This window comes from Streptomyces sp. NPDC051963 (genome assembly GCF_044593495.1).
Lineage (GTDB): Bacteria > Actinomycetota > Actinomycetes > Streptomycetales > Streptomycetaceae > Streptomyces.
In genome coordinates this window covers 415483-432778 of record NZ_JBIUCC010000009.1, presented here as the reverse complement: position 1 = coordinate 432778, position 17296 = coordinate 415483, and the positions used below count along the sequence as shown (strand labels likewise).

The following is a 17296-nucleotide window of genomic DNA, read 5'->3' as shown; positions in this document are numbered from 1 at the left end:
TTGCAGAGCGAACAGATGGAAGTGAACCGCATGAGCGAGCCCCTCACGTGGATCGCCGCCTCGCTGCGGCGCGAGCGTGCCAGGACCGGACTGTCACTGTCCGAGCTGGCCAAACGGGCGGGGATCGCCAAGTCCACGCTGTCCCAGCTGGAGGCGGGCAGCGGAAATCCCAGTGTGGAGACGCTGTGGGCGCTGGGGGTCGCGCTGGGGGTGCCGTTCAGTGCTCTGGTCGAGCCGCCGACGCCGGCCGTGCAGGTGGTCCGGGCCGGGCAGGGGCCGACCGTGGCGTCCGAGCGGGCGGACTATGTCGCCACGCTGCTGTCGGCCAGTCCGCCGGGTGCCCGCCGGGACATCTACCACCTGCGGGCGGAGCCGGGGGCGGCCCGGGAGTCGGAGCCGCACATTCCGGGGACCGTGGAGCATCTGATCGTCAGCTCGGGGCGGCTGAAGGCGGGGCCGCGCGGGGACGAGGTCGATCTCGCGCCCGGTGACTACATGTCGTATCGCGGGGATGCGCGCCATTCGTATGAGGCGTTGCTGCCGGGGACGACGTTCGTGCTGGTCATGCAGCACATGTGAGAAGGCAGGAGCCCCGCTGCCTTGCGGCGCGGGGCTCCTTGGGTACTGCTCTCAGTTCCGGATCAAAGCACCAGGCTCCGAGGACCGAATGATCAGACGGGGGTGACGTTCTCCGCCTGCGGGCCCTTCGGGCCCTGGGTCACGTCGAAGGAAACCTGCTGGTTCTCCTCGAGCGAGCGGAAGCCGCTCGCATTGATCGCGGAGTAGTGGACGAAGACGTCGGGGCCTCCGCCTTCCTGGGCGATGAAACCAAAGCCCTTTTCGGCGTTGAACCACTTCACGGTTCCGGTAGCCATAAGCCCTCCTTGGGCCCAAAGGGTTGCCCTGCTCCAGAACCTGCAAGTGTGAAAACAGTGCCGCACAACTGCATACGTCTGAAAACGACGAGAGCCCGCGGTTACATGCTCCGCAGGCTCTGTACTGCAAGGGAAACCAAACTGCAACTTGCGGCGAGCCTAGCACGCAGGCAGCCGAAAGCAATAGAGGCCAAGATCACGTCACTCGGAAGTTTGAGGACCTCGGCGTGGGGTTGACGGGGCCTGTGTGGCGGTTCGCGGGCACCCTGAAGAGTGCACCGTACCTCATGGGGTCTAGTCTCGCGATGTGGACATTTCTCGCACCCGGCCGCGCGTCGGCCACATCCAGTTTCTGAACTGCCTGCCCCTCTACTGGGGGCTCGCGAGAACCGGCACCCTCCTCGACTTCGAACTGACCAAGGACACGCCGGAGAAGCTCAGCGAGCGGCTGGTGCACGGAGACCTCGACATCGGGCCCATCACGCTCGTCGAGTTCCTGCGCAACGCCGACGACCTGGTCGCCTTCCCGGACATCGCCGTCGGCTGCGACGGATCCGTGATGTCCTGTGTGATCGTCTCGCAGCTCCCGCTGGACCGGCTGGACGGGGCCCGGGTCGCCCTCGGCTCGACCTCGCGCACCTCGGTCCGCCTCGCCCAGCTGCTGCTCGCCGACCGGTACGGCGTGCAGCCCGACTACTACACGTGCCCGCCCGACCTCAGCCTGATGATGCAGGAGGCCGACGCGGCCGTACTCATCGGGGACGCCGCCCTGCGCGCCAACCTCCTCGACGGGCCGCGATTCGGCCTCCAGGTGCACGACCTCGGCGCGCTGTGGAAGGAGTGGACGGGGCTGCCGTTCGTCTTCGCGGTATGGGCCGCCCGCCGTGACTACCTCGAGCGCGAGCCGGACATCACCCGACAGGTCCACCAGGCCTTCCTCGCCTCCCGCAACCTCTCCCTGGACGAGGTCGGCAAGGTCGCCGAGCAGGCGGCCCGCTGGGAGGCCTTCGACGAAGAGGTCCTGGAGCGGTACTTCACCACCCTCGACTTCCGCTTCGGGGGCCCGCAGCTGGAGGCGGTCGCCGAGTTCGCGCGCCGTGTCGGTCCGACGACCGGCTTCCCGGCGGACGTGAAGGTGGATCTGTTGCAGCCGTAGGAGCGTCCTGACCAATAGGCTCCGGTTGGCGCAGGCGTACGGGGAAAAGGGGGGCGCCATGCAACCGCTCGACGTCGACGAACCCACCGCCGTGGGTCCCTACCGGCTGCTCGGCCGGCTCGGCTCCGGCGGCATGGGCCGGGTCTACCTGGGCCGCAGCTCCGGCGGCCGCACCGTCGCGGTCAAGATCGTGCACCCGCACTTCGCGCTCGACGAGGAGTTCCGCGCCCGTTTCCGGCGCGAGGTCGAGGCCGCGCGCCGGGTGGGCGGCGCATGGACCGCGCCGGTGCTCGACGCCGACCCCGACGCGCGGGTGCCGTGGGTGGCCACGGGGTACGCGGCGGGCCCGTCGCTGAGCGCGGCGATCGCGGACGTGGGCCCGCTGCCCCTGCATTCCGTACGGGCCCTGGGTGCGGGTCTGGCCGAGGCGCTCGCGGCCGTGCACGAACTGGGCCTGGTCCACCGGGATGTGAAGCCCTCGAACGTGCTGCTCACCCTCGACGGGCCGCTGCTGATCGACTTCGGGATCGCGCGGGCCACGGACGGTACGGCGTCCCTCACCTCGACCGGCGTCTCGATCGGCTCGCCCGGCTATATGTCGCCCGAGCAGATCCTCGGCAAGAGCGTCACGGGTGCGGCGGACGTCTTCTCGCTGGGGGCGGTGCTGGCGTACGCGGCGCTGGGCGAGCCGCCGTTCCCCGGTGATTCGTCGGCGGCGTTGCTCTACAAGGTCGTGCACGAGGAGCCCGAACTCGGGTCCCTGACGGGTGACTTGCGGGAGTTGACGGCGGCCTGTCTGACGAAGGACCCGGGTGGGAGACCCGCACCGGGCGAGGTGGCGCGGCGGTTGGCCCCCGAGGGTGCGGCTCGGCTGGTCGCGGGCGGGTGGCTGCCGGGGGTGCTGGTCGAGCAGGTGAGCCGTAGTGCCGTACAGCTGCTGAATCTTGACGCGGTCGAGGGGCAGCCGTCGGGGCCGGTGCAGTTCAGTAACCCGTCGGTGGGATCAGGCAGTTCGTCGGTGGGTTCCGGCAGTCCGTCGGTGGGGGTGTTCGGGCCGCCGCCGGTCATGGGCCAGCCGCCTGTCACGGGCCCACCGTCTGTTTCGGTGCCTGAGCCGAGTGGCGTCTCCGTGCCTGAGCCGCGTGATGCCGAACCCCGACCGGTCCAGGCCCAGCCGCCCGGCAAGCTCTCCGTCTCCGTCGCGGCGACATCGGCGCCGGGGGCCGGTGGGCGTGGGCGTCGGCTGAGTTGCACGGTGGCTCTCGCGGTCGCCGGGGCGCTGGCGGCGGTGACGGTCGGGTCGGTGTTCGTGTTCGATCTGCTGCCGGGCAACGGCAGCGGCAACGACCAGAACAGCGCAGACGGTTCGACACCCAGCGCCCAGCACAGTGAGTCGCCGAGCGGGGGCAGCGGGACGACCGTCCCCGCCGCCTACCTCGGGACCTGGGAGGGCCAGGCCACCGCTCTCGACGGCAGCCTGCCCATGGGCACCTTCCGGCTCACCGTCCACAAGGCGGACGTGGGCGAGGAACTGGGCCGGATGCGGCAGACCGATCAGCTCGGCCTCGCCTGCAATGACGTGCTGACCCTGAAGAGCGTGTCCGAGAAGCAGATCGTGGCGACGTCCGTGGGGGCCGAGGGCAACCATGCGGGGTGCAGTCAGGCCGTGGCGACCGTGCGGATCACTCCTATGGGCGATGACCTCGAGTACGCCTCCGACAGTACGGAGTCGGGGAATCCGACGGCCCGGATGTCGAAGATCAAGTAGGGCCCGTTCCCCGGCTTCGCCTTCGGGACACCTTTGATTCACTTTCAGGGGCGCTCCGTTGGGGGTTCCTGTACCCGTATTCGAAATTCGTCCGTCCGCTTCCGAACGGGACACAACCATTCCTGAACGGCGCTCATCTAAGACGGCGAATCGAATGACGCAGGGGGAGTGACGCCACTGCCCCAAGTGACGCCGCGCGTCCAGAAATTCCCCGGAGGCTTGCCGAGAATGGTCAGTCCGAGCCTGCCCTTGGCCGGTTCCCTGAGTAGAAGTGGCATTACTCACAGGAACACGAACCGGCTCCGCCTCCGTCTGCGTGAGCGCGTCACCGGCCCGGCCCCCACCGCCGCTCTGCTCGCCGCGGCCCTCACCGTCACCGTCCTGTGCGTCGGTGACATCGTTGCCCGCAGCTACCCCTTCGGCTTCCGTACCCGTAGCGTCAACGACCTCGGCAACCAGTACGTCCCCTTCCACGCCCACCTGTGGGACCTGCTGCACGGACGGGCCGACGGCGGTCTCCTCGTCAACTGGCAGTCCGGGTACGGCTCCAGCTTCCTGCCCGACCTCGGTACATACGTCAGCAGCCCGTTCGCCCTGCTCGTGGGGGTGTTCCCGCGGGACGAGATCGATCTCGCGGTGTATGTGATCACCCTGCTGAAGGTGGCGTCCGCCGGGGCCGCCATGGCCTGGCTGCTGCTCAGGATGCGCCCGGGCCGCTGGTGGGCGGCGGGGCTGCTCGGTGCGTCGTACGCCCTGTGCGGCTGGACCCTGGCGACGTCCGTCTACAACACGATGTGGCTCGACGGCCTCATCGCCCTGCCGCTGCTGTGCCTGGTCGGTGAGTGGACGCTCGACGACCGGCGCCGGGTGCTCGGTGTGGTGGTCGTGGCGGTCGCCTGGATCGCCAACTTCTATACGGCGTACATGGCCACGCTCGCCGCGGGTCTGGTGCTGCTGCTCCGGCTCTGGCTCGCCGACCCGCCGGTGCGGCAGAAGCTCGCGGCGGCGGGCCGGGCCGCCCTGACCGTCGCGCTCGGCGTGGGTCTGGCGGCTCCGCTCGTGGTGGTCGTGTACTTCGGCACCGGACACGCCTACCCCGGCGTGGTCCGGACGTTCGTGCCCGCACCGACGGAAGACCTGGTGGCCCGGCTGCTGCCGACGACGTACAGCTTCGGCTCGCCGGCCGTGTACGTCGGCATGACAGCGCTGCTGCTCGCCCTCGCGCTGCCCTTCCACCGCAAGGTCCCGCGCCGGGTCCGCTACGGCTGGACGCTGCTCGCCGTCGCCGTCGCGCTGTCGTTCCAGTGGGGCCCGACGCACCTTCTCTGGCACGCCTTCTCCACTCCGAACGGCAGCTCCTACCGCCAGACCTTCGTGCTCTGCGGGCTGCTGGTGATCGCCGCGTGGCATGCGCTGTCGTACGGCCCGCCCGACCTGCGTGCGCTGGGTGCGGCGGGTGGGCTGCTGGCGCTGATCGTCGCCGTCGCGAGCGGCAGTGCGCTGACGGACCGCTCCTTCGTCCTGCCGCTCACCCTGCTCGCCGCCGTGGGCGCACTGGCCGGGCTGGCCCTGCTCGCCCGGCTCGCCCAACGCCCCGCCAAGCGCCCTGCCTTGATGGCGGGGCTGGCCGTGACCCTGCTCCTCGGCACACAGCTCGGCGAGGCGACCGCGACCTCCGCGGTGGCCACCCGGCTGCGCTTCGGGCACCTGGACGACTACGCGCCCTGGGGAGACCGGCAGCGGCAACAGGCGGACGCGATCGCCGAGGCCGACGGCTGGCCCCGGTACCGGACCGACCCGGGCCGCGAGCAGACCGTCGGCAACGACCCGCTGATGGTGGGCGGTCAGGGCGCCCAGTACTACAGCAGCCTGACCTCCGACGTCCTCAGCCGCACGCTCATCGCCCTCGGGGACGGCTACACCTCGCGCGGCCGCAACATCCAGAGCCTGGACAACGCTGTCACGGACGCGATCTTCTCCGTCGGCGCGCGGGTGCACTCCCCGCCGGACCCGCATCAGGGCTGGTTCCCGCAGGACGGCAGCAAGGTGACCGTGTCCCGGCAGGAGGTGCCGCCCCTGGTGACGGTACGGCCGTCCGGCGGCGCCGGCGTCTCCGCCTTCGGCCCCTCGGCGTACCGCAATCAGGAACTGCTGCTGGGCGCCCGGGTCTACACCGTGCCCCGCATCAAGCGCGTCGAGACGTCCGCCAGGTCGACGATCACGACCACCTGCCCGGCCGGCAGCGAGGCGTACCTCTGGGCACCGCACTTCTCGGGCACCGCGGGCATCACCGGCTCGGACATCGTCGGGCGCTTCAGGTCCGACCCCGGGACCAAGATCGCCGCCATGGAGCCGCTCGGCACTGTCCCGGCGTCCGGACGGCTCCGTATCGAGCTGTCCCCGAACCGGCCGGGCGTCGTCGCGGACGGAGCGGTCGGCTGTCTGGACACCGGGCGCCTGCGGGCGGCCGTCGACCGGCTCAAGACCACCGGCGCCACGAAGGTGACCGTCTCCGACGGCACGATCCACGCCGAACTCCCCGCCGGCAGCAAGGGAACCGCGGTGATCGCGGCACCGCGCATCGCGGGCTGGCGGTGTGCGACGGGCGACGCCACCGCCGTACCGGCACAGCAGTACTACGGCCTGATCGCCGTCCCCCTGGACGGTTCCTCGACCGACCTCACCTGCACGTTCCACCCACCAGGCCTACGACTGGGCGGAGCAGTGGGGGCCGCCTCCCTGCTGACGCTCGTCGGCCTCGGCACGTTCGCCGCCGTCAGGCGACGGCGCGCACACGACCACGTGAGCGCTTGACCACCGCTCTCTGACCGAATCCCACGGGGAGAACTCGCACCATGCTGATATCGATCGTCGCACCCTGTTACAACGAAGAAGACGTCATAAGCCGATTCCACGACGCGGTCCAGAAGATTGCGGAAGAACTCCTGCCCCTCGGCCACGACATGGAATTCGTGTACGTCGACGACGGCAGCCGCGACGGGACCCTCGCCGAATTGCAGCGGCTGTCCGAACTCGACGCGCGGGTACGGTACGTCTCCTTCAGCCGCAACTTCGGCAAGGAGGCGGCGCTGCTCGCCGGTCTGCGCCACGCCTCGGGAGACTCCGTGGTCGTCATGGACGCGGACCTCCAGCATCCGCCGGAGCTGATCCACCGCATGGTCGAACTGCACACACAGGGCTACGACCAGGTCATCGCCAAACGCACCAGGACCGGCGACCGGATCACCCGCACGGTCACCGCCCGTCTCTACTACCGCCTCATCAACCGCCTCGTGGATGTCGAACTGGTCGACGGCGTGGGCGACTTCCGTCTGCTGTCCCGGCGGGTGGTGGACGCGATCGTGGACCTCACCGAGTACAACCGCTTCTCCAAGGGCCTGTTCGCCTGGGTGGGTTTCCCCAGCACCACCTTCGAGTACGAGAACGCCGTACGCACCCACGGCCGCAGCTCCTGGAGCTTCCGCAGCCTGCTCAACTACGGCCTCGACGGCCTGCTCTCCTTCAACAACCGGCCGTTGCGCGCCGCGCTCTACTTCGGCATGGGCCTGCTGCTGGTCACCGGGCTGTACACGGCATGGATCGTGGGCGCCGCTATCGTCAACGGAGTGGAGACACCCGGCTATGTCACGATCATCACGGCAGTCACCGCCGCCGCCGCGATGCAAATGATCATGCTGGGGATCATCGGCGAGTACACGGGCCGCATCTACTACGAGGTCAAGGGCCGCCCGCACTTCCTGGTGAAGGCGACGAACGTCGAAGGTGGGGAGCGGGAGCAACGCGTGGCAGGAGACCGGAAGCAGGCGCCGTGCGGCGGTCAGCCGACCAAGGACCTCATTCCCTGATGAGCACGCGCACCGCCGTACAGCAGGCGCGCCCGATATCGGGCCAGATCCTCGTCTTCGCCGTGGTCGGCGTCATCAACACCGGGACGTACTACGGCCTTTACCTGCTCCTCCTGCCGCACCTGCCCTATATGGCCGCGCATCTCCTCGCGTCCGCCCTCAGCATGGTCGGATCCTTCTTCCTCAACACCCGCTTCACCTACCGGACCCGGCCGACCTGGCGGAAGTTCCTGCTGTTCCCCCTCACGAACGCCACCAGCTTCCTGGTCACGACGGCAGGCGTGTACGTGATCGTCGACGTCCTGCACGCCGGCAGCCGGTTCGCCCCGCTGCTCGCGTCGATGTTCGCGATTCCGGCGACCTTCGTCGTCTCCCGGACGATCATGCTGCCGCGTGGTCAAGAGGATCTGTCGGCGTGAGCACCGTGTCGCTGATCGCCGTCGCCGCGCTGTGGGGCGCTGCGGCGGGGGTGTTCCTGCCCCGCGCCGCCTACCGTCTCTCCGTGCCGTCGGAGCAGGAATGGCGGCAGCGGTGTCCGGGCGGGCACGCGATCCGGGGCTGGATCGGGCGGGCGCGCTGCGCGGAGTGCGCGGATGATCCGTCGTACGGCCCCTCCGCCCCGCTCCTCTCCCTGGCCACCGCCCTCGTCTGCGCCGCCCTGGCCGCCGCCACCGACACCCGCCCCGAACTCGCCGTCTGGCTGCTCCTCGCGCCCGTCGGCGTCCTCCTCACCGTCGTCGACTTCCGGGTGCAGCGCCTGCCCGACGTCCTGACCCTGCCCCTCGCGGCCGCGGCGCTCGTCCTCCTCGGTGCGGTCGCGCTCGTCCCCGAGCACACCGGTCGGTGGCTCACCGCACTGCTCGGGGCCCTCGCGCTCGGCGGCGGCTACTTCGTCCTCTTCCTCATCAACCCCGGCGGCATGGGCTTCGGCGACGTCAAGCTGGCGCTGGGGGCGGGCGCGGTGCTCGGCTGGTACGGCTGGGCGACCGTGATGCTCGGCACCCTCGCCGGGTTCCTGCTGGGTGCGGTGTACGGCGGTGCGCTCGTCGTCGCGCGGAAGGCGGGCCGCAAGACGGCGATCGCGTTCGGGCCGTTCCTGATCGCGGGGGCGTACGTCGGGCTGCTGATCGGCGCGTACACGGCCTGAGGTCGGGCGGGCAAAGGGGCTGGCGTAGGCTGGCTGAGTCTGTCCACAACCCTTGACGAAAGGGACGCCCCGGTGACCGAGAAGGCCGACCTTCAGTCCGTCCTCGACCGTGCCGCCGAGGGTGGGCGGATCACCCCGGAGGAGGCGCTCGACCTCTACCGCGACGCCCCGCTGCACGCGCTGGGCGCTGCCGCCGACGCCGTACGCCGCCGGAGGTACGCCGGGACCGAGCACATCGCGACGTACATCATCGAGCGCAACATCAACTACACGAACGTCTGCGTCACGGCCTGCAAGTTCTGTGCCTTCTACGCGGCCCCCAAGGACGCGGCCAAGGGCTGGAGCCGCGACCTCGACGACATCCTGCGGCGGTGTGCCGAGACCGTCGAGCTCGGCGGTACGCAGATCATGTTCCAGGGCGGTCACCACCCGGACTACGGCGTCGAGTACTACGAGAAGCACTTCAAGGCGATCAAGGACGCGTTCCCGCAGCTCGTGATCCATTCGCTGGGCGCGTCCGAGGTCGAGCACATGGCCCGGATCAGCAAGGTGTCCGTGGAGGAGGCCATCTCGCGGATTCACGCGGCCGGTCTCGACTCCTTCGCCGGCGCCGGTGCGGAGCTGCTCCCCGCGCGCCCCCGCAAGGCCATCGCGCCCCTCAAGGAGTCCGGTGAGCGCTGGCTGGAGATCATGGAGGCCGCGCACAACCTGGGCGTGGAGTCGACGTCCACGATGCTCATGGGCACCGGCGAGACCAACGCCGAGCGCATCGAGCACCTGCGGATGATCCGTGACGTACAGGACCGGACGGGCGGCTTCCGGGCCTTCATCCCGTACACCTACCAGCCCGAGAACAACCACCTGAAGGGCCGCACGCAGGCGACGCTCTTCGAGTACCTGCGGATGATCGCCATCGCGCGGCTGTTCATGGACAACATCCAGCACATCCAGGGCTCGTGGCTGACCACCGGCAAGGAGGTCGGGCAGCTCTCCCTGCACTACGGCGCCGACGACCTCGGCTCGATCATGCTGGAGGAGAACGTCGTCTCCTCCGCCGGCGCCAAGCACCGCTCCAACCGCATGGAGATCATCGACCTGATCCGCAAGGCGGGGCGCGTCCCGGCGCAGCGCGCGACGACGTACGAGCACCTCGTCGTGCACGACGACCCGGCGAACGACCCCGTCGACGAGCGCGTCATGTCCCACATCTCGTCCACCGCGATCGAGGGCGGCACCGCGCACCCCGAGCTGAAGCTCCTCGCTTCCAACTGACGTACGCGTGCTGACGAAACCGACATACGCGTGCTGACGAAACCGACCTACGCGTGCTGACGATTCACACGGCGGACGAGGTCCGGTACGCCTGGGAGGGCGGGGAGTCCGTCAAGGACGGCGCGGTCGTCGTCGAGGGAGCCCGGGTCGTCGCCGTGGGGCCGCTCGCCGAGCTGACGGAGCGGTTCCCCCACGCGCGGGTACGGCGCTGGCCCGGCGGGGTGCTCGGGCCCGCGCGCGTGCACGACGCCCCGCTCCCGGTCGCGCCGACACCGCGTGAACGCATCCACGCGGTGCTGAAGTCCGGGGCGGTGGCCGTCCTCGCGGAGTACGCCGACACCCCCGAACTCCGGGCGGCGGCCGCACGGAACGACGTGGTCGTGCTGACCCGCACGCGCCCCGCGGCGATCACCGGCAACGGCCGCGCCGATCTGGCCGTGTTCGACGAGTCGGGCGAGTGTCTCGCGACGGTCTGCGCCGGACGGTTGGTCCACAGACGCCGATAGCGGCCTACTGGGCGAACGCCTCCGCGAACGCCCCCGCCTCCTGCTCCACCCCACTGCAGTCGGTCGCCGCGTCGTCCTCGTCGGTGACGCCTTCCTCGCACTCCTGATCCCGGAACGTCGACCACATCGACACCCAGGCGACCTCCTTCTCCTCCGCGAACGCCCGCACCTGCGCCGCATCGGACAAGGTGAAGGTCTCGTTGTCCACGTCGTTGACCCCGATCATCGAAGTCAGCGCCATTCCCCGCCACGCGGCGGCATCGGACAGCCCGAAGACATCGGCCAGTTGGTCGTGCGCGGCCTTCGCCGCGGTGATCGCGTAGGCCCCCATGTCGCCGGTGTAGGACTCGCCGTAGTTCATGGTCATGAGGTTGACGGTCGAGACCTGCACCGAGTTGTTGTTGGCCGACTCCAGCAGGGTCAGGCTGTCGTCGTCCAGCCCGGACGGCATGACCGGCAGCGTGTACGACACCTCCAGGTCACTGCGCTCCTCCTGGAGCAACGCGATTGCCTTGGAACGCAGTTCGACCGACGCGGTGTCGGTCAGCGCGTCGCCCTCGATGTCGAAGTCGGCCTGAGTGGACCCGGCGGCGTCCAGCGCCTTGCCGTACGCCTCAGCCAACGCGCTTGCGCTGTCGCAGCTCTCGGCCAACTCCTCGCCTGACGCCCCGCCGAAGGAGACGCGGACGGACGCGCCGGACCCCGTCAGCTCGGATATCCGGGACTGCACGGCCGTGTCACCGATGGCGTCCGTGCCGTTCCACTTCGGCGTGCAGCTGCTGCCGTCGGAGATCACGAAGGACAGGTTGTACGTCGTGGGGGAGCCGGCGGAGTCGTTGTCGGACGCCGTCGTGGCACTGACGTACGGGGCGTACGACGTGCCGGACGACGCGGATTCGGAGGGGGCCGCCGTCTGTGTCGGCGCCTCGGACGCCGAGTCCGAGGAGTCGTCGGAGCCACTGGAGCACCCCGCGGTGGCCAGGGCAATCAGACAGGTGAGCCCGGCCGCCGGCTTCAGGAAACTCCGCATTGCGTATGCACCCGCTCTCGTGATTTCTGTCTCAGGTCGGAAACAAGGTGTGTTTCTCGAGTGGAAAGGTCCCACACGGAGCTGAGCTTCATGAGGGCAGGAATCCCACAGACGGCTCACAGATCCAGGTGAGCAAAGCGGGCTATTCGGGCAAGGGAGTGGGACATTCAACTCCTTTTGCTGACCGATGGGTTCCGCAGCCGTCTCGGTAATCTCTCAGCGAATGGACAGGTTAAGGCGTTTCTCATGGGCGTCTCACATGAACTCCTGAGTTTTTGCCACATAAAGGCTCCCTAATATCCGGGGAATGCATTCCGAGCCTGCCATCGAAACCCGCGCCGCGGTGCGCGGTCGCCGCCGCAAGCGCGGCAGCGGGCCCTCGGCCGAGGGCCCTGTGTTCGTTGACAACTCCGGGCGCCGGTCCAAGGCCCTGCGCCGGATCGGCGTCCTCGTCGGTGTCGTCTGCTTCGGCTACGCGGTCGTACTGGGCATGGCGTTCATGGGTGTCGGCATCTCGCTGAACCCGTCCCAGCTGCTGCCCTTCGTCGGCGGCCAGGGCGGCGCCCCCGGCGGCAACCAGGGGCCCGGCGGCTACCAGCCGCAGGGCGGCGTCGCCCCCACCGGCACCCCACCCGTGCAGCCCACCGGCACTCCCCCCACGGGGACCGCCACCGGCGCCCCGCCGAGCGCCGCCCCGTCCGCGACCTCCGCCGCCAACTGACCGGAACGCAGCCACTCACATGACTACGACGACGCCCTCTCGCGGCCGCAGGCGAGCCCCCTCGAAGGTGCAGCGGGTCGCCGGCAAGGCCGCGGCGCTCCAGAAACCGCGTGTGATCCTCGCCCTGCTGCTCCTGCTCGCGCTGACCAGCATCATGCTGCTCGACGGCTATCTGCGCGCCGAGGTCGGCGGCGATCAGCGGGTGCGCAGCGGAGCCAGCTCCAGCAAGGTCCCGGACAAGATCATCGACGGCGGCCCGATCGTCACCTTCCGGGGCGGTGAGGCCACCTCGCTGTCCGTCCCGGAGAAGACCATCGCGCTCACCTTCGACGACGGTCCGAACCCGACGTACACGCCCCAGGTCCTGAAGATCCTCGAAGAGTACGACGTCCCGGCCACGTTCTTCGTGGTGGGCTCGATGGTCTCCCGCTACCCGAGCATCGTGAAGGACCTGGTCGAGCAGGGCAACGAGGTGGGCATCCACACCTTCACGCACGTCGACCTGTCGTACCAGAGCGATGCCCGCATCAAGCGCGAGATGACCCAGACGCAGCTCGCGCTCGCGGGTGCCGCCGGCATCACGACCACCCTGTTCCGAGCCCCGTACTCCTCGGAGACGGACGCCATCGACAACTACAGCTGGCCCGTCTACAAGAAGCTCGGCGAGGACGGCTACACCAGTGTCTTCGTCGACACCGACAGCGACGACTGGAAGCAGCCGGGCGTCTCGAAGATCATCAAGTGGGCCACGCCCTCCAAGAACAAGGGCGCTTCGGTCCTCTTCCACGACGCGGGTGGCGTGCGCGATCAGACGATCAAGGCGCTGCCGACGTACATCAAGAAGATGAAGGCGAAGGGGTACACCTTCACCACTGTCAGCGGGGTGATGCAGGGCCAGCGAGAGATCCAGCAGGCCGCTGCCGGGCAGCAGTCGGGTGCGGCAGCGGGGGCAGCGGGAGCTGCGGGGGCAGCCGGGGCTGCGACTGGCGCTCCGGGGGCCGAGGGACAGCAGCCGGGAGGGCAGCTGGAGGGCCAGACGGGCAACGGCCAGGCGGGCAACGGCCAGGCGGGCAACGGCCAGGCGGGCAACGGTCGGACGGGCAACGGCACTTCGAACCTCCAGGCCGCCCACCGCACCGCCACCGGCGCCACCCTCTACGAGGGCAAGGCCCTCATCGCCGCCGTCGCGGTCGCCGAATGGACCGTCCCGGTGCTGTCCGTCGGGCTGCTGATCGTCGGCGTGGCCGTGATGGGCCGGTTCGGGATGATGCTGATCCTGGCCCGAAGCCACTACAGACGGCGCAACAAACGCCGGTTCAGCTGGGGGCCGGAGGTCACCCAGCCGGTGAGCGTGATCGTCCCGGCGTACAACGAGAAGGAGTGCATCGCCAACACCCTGGAGTCACTGGCGAAGAGCACCCATCCGATCGAGATCATCATCGTCGACGACGGTTCGTCGGACGGTACGTCCGAGATCGCGCGCAACGCCGCCGACTCCCTCGGCATGCGCAACGTCCGCGTCATCCGCCAGGAGAACGCGGGCAAGCCAGCCGCACTCAACAACGGTGTGCGCAGCGCCAGTTACGACATCGTCGTGATGATGGACGGCGACACCGTCTTCGAGCCGGACACCGTACGGCAGCTGGTGCAGCCCTTCGCCGACCCCGGGGTCGGCGCGGTCGCCGGCAACGCCAAGGTCGGCAACCGCAACACGATCATCGGCGCCTGGCAGCACATCGAGTACGTGATGGGCTTCAACCTCGACCGCCGCATGTACGACCTGCTGCGCTGCATGCCCACCATCCCGGGCGCGATCGGCGCGTTCCGCCGCGAGGCGGTCCTCCAGGTCGGCGGCATGAGCGAGGACACCCTCGCCGAGGACACCGACATCACCATCGCCATGCACCGCGCGGGCTGGCGGGTCGTCTACCAGGAGCACGCCAAGGCCTGGACGGAGGCGCCGGGGTCGTTGAAGCAGCTCTGGTCGCAGCGCTACCGCTGGTCGTACGGCACGATGCAGGCGTTGTGGAAGCACCGCAAGTCCCTTACGGACAAGGGTCCTTCGGGCCGCTTCGGCCGGGTCGGCATGCCACTGGTGGTGATCTTCCAGATCATCACGCCGGTCTTCGCCCCGCTCATCGACGTCTTCACCGTCTACTCGATGATCTTCGTCGACTTCCAGGCGGCGCTGCTGGCGTGGCTCGCGGTCCTCGGCGTCCAGCTGTTCTGCGCGGCGTACGCCTTCCGCCTGGACCGGGAGCGGTACCGCTACCTGCTGATGATGCCGCTCCAGCAACTGGCCTACCGGCAGATGATGTACCTCGTCCTGATCCACTCCTGCATCACCGCCCTCACCGGCGGCCGGCTGCGCTGGCAGAAGCTGAAGCGCACCGGCGAGGTCGGGACACCGGCGGGGGCGAGCTGATGAGCTGGGGGTCGGAGAACCAGGGGTACCAGCAGCCGGGATACCAACAGCCGGGGTACCAGCAGGGCTACGGCTACGGGTACGGGCACGGCCAGCAGCCGGATCCGTACGGCCAGGGGTACGGGTACGGGCAGCAGCCTTATCCACAGCAGTACACGGACTACGGGCAGCAGCAGGCGGCCGACTCGACCGCGCCGCTGCCCGTGATGGAGGAGCCGAAGCCGGAACCGGAGCCCGTGGGGGGGCTCGAGGCCGAGGCTGCTGTCGGGGCGGAGGAGGAGAAGCCTCCGCCACCGGCAGAACTCACCGGCCGCGACCGCTACTTCGACACTCTGAGGGCGCTCGCCCTGATCCGCGTCGTCGCGTACCACACCTTCGGCTGGGCCTGGGCCGGCATGGTGTTCCCCTCCATGGGCATCATGTTCGGCCTGGCCGGCACCCTGATGGCGAAGTCCCTGGAGCGCCCCGCGGTCAAGGTGGTCAGGAGCCGGCTGCGCCGGCTGCTGCCGCCGTTCTGGTTCTGGGGTTTCTTCGTGGTCGTCGCGATGCTGATCCACGACTGGATGCCGGGCTGGCAGATCGTCTTCTGGATCGTGCCGCTCGGCGATCCGCCGGGCAACCAATGGGGCGTGCAGGCCTGGGAGATCCTCTGGTACCTGCGGACCTACCTCTGGTTCGTGCTGCTCTCCCCGGCCCTGCTGTGGCTCTTCCGCAAGGCGCCGGTCCCGGTGCTGCTGCTGTCCCTCGCGCCGATCCTGGTCCTGAACTTCGTCTGGGCGGGCCCGCCCGACCGCCTCGGCAACGCCCTGTGGGACTTCTCGACATACCTCTTCTGCTGGATGCTCGGCTTCGCGCACCGCGACGGAGTGCTCCAGAAGATGAAGCCGGCCCTGGTGGTCGTCCTGTCGCTGGCCGCGATGGGCTTCGGCGGCTGGTACGCCTTCACGCACCAGGGCGAGGTGGGCACGTACGACCTCGACGAGATCCCGCTCGCGCAGGCCTTCTGGTCGGCCGGGTTCGTGATGCTGCTGATGTGGGCCAAGGCCCACTTCGGGATCGACTTCGCCGGGCTGACCCGCTTCAAGCGGCTGGACCGTCTCGTCACGATCTTCAACGCCCGTGCGGTGACGATCTATCTCTGGCACGAGATCGCGCTGATCCTCGCCGTTCCGCTGATCGACCAGTTCTGGAACGTGCCCGCGTTCGAGACGTACCTGCCGCTGGAGAGCCAGTGGTTCATGTTCGGCATCGGCTGGATCCTGATCGCGGTCTTCGTGCTGGCGTGCGGCTGGGTGGAGGACGTGGCCGGGAGGAAGAAGCCGCGGCTGCTGCCGTGAGGGCGTCGGCCGGTTCCGTGCGGGCGGCTGCAAGAATGGGCTCGTGACCCGCGCCTCCCTGAACAAGCAGCCGCACGAAGTCGCCTCGATGTTCGACGACGTCGCGGAACGGTACGACCTGACGAACGACGTGCTGTCGCTCGGCCAGGACCGGGTGTGGCGCAAGGAGGTGGCAAAGGCGGTCGACGCGCGGCCCGCGCAGAAGATCCTCGACCTGGCCGCCGGTACGGCGACCTCGTCGCTGCCCTTCGCCCGCACGGGCGCGTACGTCGTCCCGTGCGACTTCTCGCTCGGCATGCTCCAGGTCGGGAAGCGGAACCATCCCTGGCTGCCGCTGACCGCGGGCGACGCGACGAAGCTGCCCTTCGGGGACGATGTCTTCGACGCCGTCACGATTTCCTTCGGGCTGCGCAACGTCCAGGACTTCGACGCGGCCCTGCGCGAGATGTACCGGGTGACCAAGCCCGGCGGCCGAGTGGTGATCTGCGAGTTCTCGCACCCGACGTGGGCGCCCTTCCGCACGGTCTACACCGAGTACCTGATGCGCGCCCTGCCGCCGATCGCCCGCACGGTGTCGTCCAACCCCGACGCCTACGTCTACCTCGCCGAATCCATCCGCGCCTGGCCCGACCAGCCCGCGCTGGCCGAGCGCCTGCGCAAGGCCGGCTGGTCGAAGGTGGCCTGGCGGAACCTGACCGGCGGGGTGGTCGCCCTGCACCGGGGCTTCAAGGAGAGCTGAGCTCAGGTCAGGTCACCGGGTGGTCTGTCATCGGCTCACCCGTCATCGGATCACCTTTCACCGGATCACCTTTCACCGGATCACCTCGAAGGCGTCCCCCGGCGCGTCCAGCTCGCGCTGCATTCCGCCCGAGGGCGGATTCGGGATCCGTGGCTCGCGCACGCCCGCGCCTCCGCCGCCCTCGCCCTCACCGAGGTCGAACCACACGGTCACCACGGCCCCGCGCGGCACCTCGACGCCGGGCAGCGGGTACTGCCGTACGACGTAGTCGACGACCGTGAGATGGAAGTCGGGCCGGTCGGGCGCGGCGAGCAGCACTCCTTGTGCCACTGCCGTCTCGCGCGCGTCCATGGCCATCAGACCGACCAGCTTCGGGACGCGCACTTCGGGCGTCTTGGGTGTTATGCGCACAGATGTCACCCCCAGCGGTACTGGCAGGGTAACCGCCCGGGGG

General features: G+C 69.3%; 16 protein-coding genes. 13 read left to right on the top strand and 3 right to left on the bottom strand.

Going from position 1 to position 17296, the window contains the following annotated elements; genetic code table 11:
- Window positions 1-30: 30 nt before the first annotated feature.
- Complete coding sequence (locus ACIHFB_RS36390) at window positions 31-579, top strand: XRE family transcriptional regulator (RefSeq protein WP_365281398.1); 549 nt, start codon at window positions 31-33, stop codon at window positions 577-579.
- Window positions 580-671: 92 nt separating this feature from the next.
- Here ACIHFB_RS36390 and ACIHFB_RS36385 read toward each other — a convergent pair whose 3' ends face one another.
- Window positions 672-875 carry a cold-shock protein gene (locus tag ACIHFB_RS36385; RefSeq protein WP_003992177.1) on the bottom strand — a complete coding sequence of 68 codons (204 nt, stop codon included), beginning with the start codon at window positions 873-875 and terminating at the stop codon, window positions 672-674.
- A gap of 307 nt (window positions 876-1182) precedes the next feature.
- Here ACIHFB_RS36385 and ACIHFB_RS36380 point away from each other — a divergent pair, with 307 nt between their 5' ends.
- From ACIHFB_RS36380 to ACIHFB_RS36345, 8 genes are all read left to right on the top strand, one after another.
- Window positions 1183-2031: a menaquinone biosynthetic enzyme MqnA/MqnD family protein gene (locus ACIHFB_RS36380; RefSeq protein ID WP_400129120.1), complete on the top strand. Its 849-nt coding sequence runs from the start codon at window positions 1183-1185 to the stop codon at window positions 2029-2031.
- A gap of 58 nt (window positions 2032-2089) precedes the next feature.
- Window positions 2090-3799, top strand: coding sequence for a protein kinase (locus tag ACIHFB_RS36375; protein WP_400129119.1), 1710 nt, complete (start codon window positions 2090-2092; stop codon window positions 3797-3799).
- Window positions 3800-4027: 228 nt separating this feature from the next.
- Entirely contained in the window at window positions 4028-6613 is a 2586-nt protein-coding gene (locus ACIHFB_RS36370) for a YfhO family protein (protein WP_400129118.1), read from the top strand.
- Between the two features lie 41 nt (window positions 6614-6654).
- A complete protein-coding gene (locus ACIHFB_RS36365) occupies window positions 6655-7665 on the top strand; it encodes a glycosyltransferase family 2 protein (RefSeq protein ID WP_365281388.1) in 1011 nt (336 codons plus the stop codon).
- The gene (locus ACIHFB_RS36360; RefSeq protein WP_365281385.1) at window positions 7665-8084 is read left to right on the top strand and encodes a GtrA family protein; all 420 of its coding nucleotides are present in this window, start codon (window positions 7665-7667) and stop codon (window positions 8082-8084) included. The genes ACIHFB_RS36365 and ACIHFB_RS36360 overlap by 1 nt, the downstream gene beginning before the upstream one ends.
- Window positions 8081-8812, top strand: a complete 732-nt coding sequence (locus tag ACIHFB_RS36355; protein WP_365281382.1) for a prepilin peptidase — start codon at window positions 8081-8083, stop codon at window positions 8810-8812. The genes ACIHFB_RS36360 and ACIHFB_RS36355 overlap by 4 nt, the downstream gene beginning before the upstream one ends.
- 72 nt (window positions 8813-8884) lie before the next feature.
- On the top strand, window positions 8885-10084 hold the full coding sequence (gene mqnC, locus ACIHFB_RS36350) for a cyclic dehypoxanthinyl futalosine synthase (RefSeq protein WP_365281379.1): 1200 nt from the start codon (window positions 8885-8887) through the stop codon (window positions 10082-10084).
- Window positions 10085-10137: 53 nt separating this feature from the next.
- Complete coding sequence (locus tag ACIHFB_RS36345; protein ID WP_365281376.1) at window positions 10138-10590, top strand: imidazolonepropionase-like domain-containing protein; 453 nt, start codon at window positions 10138-10140, stop codon at window positions 10588-10590.
- A gap of 4 nt (window positions 10591-10594) precedes the next feature.
- Here the strand turns inward: ACIHFB_RS36345 and ACIHFB_RS36340 are convergent, their stop codons facing one another.
- A complete protein-coding gene (locus ACIHFB_RS36340) occupies window positions 10595-11620 on the bottom strand; it encodes a chitinase (protein ID WP_365281373.1) in 1026 nt (341 codons plus the stop codon).
- Window positions 11621-11927: 307 nt separating this feature from the next.
- Here ACIHFB_RS36340 and ACIHFB_RS36335 point away from each other — a divergent pair, with 307 nt between their 5' ends.
- The 4 genes from ACIHFB_RS36335 to ACIHFB_RS36320 are packed head-to-tail and all read left to right on the top strand — an operon-like array spanning window position 11928 to window position 16842.
- Window positions 11928-12341, top strand: a complete 414-nt coding sequence (locus ACIHFB_RS36335) for a hypothetical protein (RefSeq protein ID WP_365281370.1) — start codon at window positions 11928-11930, stop codon at window positions 12339-12341.
- 19 nt (window positions 12342-12360) lie between these two features.
- On the top strand, window positions 12361-14766 hold the full coding sequence (locus tag ACIHFB_RS36330; protein ID WP_400129117.1) for a bifunctional polysaccharide deacetylase/glycosyltransferase family 2 protein: 2406 nt from the start codon (window positions 12361-12363) through the stop codon (window positions 14764-14766).
- Complete coding sequence (locus ACIHFB_RS36325) at window positions 14766-16103, top strand: acyltransferase (RefSeq protein ID WP_400129116.1); 1338 nt, start codon at window positions 14766-14768, stop codon at window positions 16101-16103. The genes ACIHFB_RS36330 and ACIHFB_RS36325 overlap by 1 nt, the downstream gene beginning before the upstream one ends.
- A 43-nt stretch (window positions 16104-16146) precedes the next feature.
- The gene (locus tag ACIHFB_RS36320; RefSeq protein ID WP_365281361.1) at window positions 16147-16842 is read left to right on the top strand and encodes a demethylmenaquinone methyltransferase; all 696 of its coding nucleotides are present in this window, start codon (window positions 16147-16149) and stop codon (window positions 16840-16842) included.
- Window positions 16843-16914: 72 nt separating this feature from the next.
- Here ACIHFB_RS36320 and ACIHFB_RS36315 read toward each other — a convergent pair whose 3' ends face one another.
- Window positions 16915-17253 (bottom strand): PASTA domain-containing protein, encoded by a 339-nt coding sequence (locus tag ACIHFB_RS36315; RefSeq protein ID WP_365281358.1) that lies wholly within the window; start codon window positions 17251-17253, stop codon window positions 16915-16917.
- Window positions 17254-17296: the final 43 nt, after the last annotated feature.

Coding starts and splice junctions, on each gene's coding strand:
- ACIHFB_RS36390 (WP_365281398.1), top strand. CDS start 31: ATGAGCGAGCCCCTCACGTGGATCGCCGCCTCGCTGCGGCGCGAGCGT.
- ACIHFB_RS36385 (WP_003992177.1), bottom strand. CDS start 875: ATGGCTACCGGAACCGTGAAGTGGTTCAACGCCGAAAAGGGCTTTGGT.
- ACIHFB_RS36375 (WP_400129119.1), top strand. CDS start 2,090: ATGCAACCGCTCGACGTCGACGAACCCACCGCCGTGGGTCCCTACCGG.
- ACIHFB_RS36370 (WP_400129118.1), top strand. CDS start 4,028: ATGGTCAGTCCGAGCCTGCCCTTGGCCGGTTCCCTGAGTAGAAGTGGC.
- ACIHFB_RS36365 (WP_365281388.1), top strand. CDS start 6,655: ATGCTGATATCGATCGTCGCACCCTGTTACAACGAAGAAGACGTCATA.
- ACIHFB_RS36360 (WP_365281385.1), top strand. CDS start 7,665: ATGAGCACGCGCACCGCCGTACAGCAGGCGCGCCCGATATCGGGCCAG.
- ACIHFB_RS36340 (WP_365281373.1), bottom strand. CDS start 11,620: ATGCGGAGTTTCCTGAAGCCGGCGGCCGGGCTCACCTGTCTGATTGCC.
- ACIHFB_RS36335 (WP_365281370.1), top strand. CDS start 11,928: ATGCATTCCGAGCCTGCCATCGAAACCCGCGCCGCGGTGCGCGGTCGC.
- ACIHFB_RS36330 (WP_400129117.1), top strand. CDS start 12,361: ATGACTACGACGACGCCCTCTCGCGGCCGCAGGCGAGCCCCCTCGAAG.
- ACIHFB_RS36325 (WP_400129116.1), top strand. CDS start 14,766: ATGAGCTGGGGGTCGGAGAACCAGGGGTACCAGCAGCCGGGATACCAA.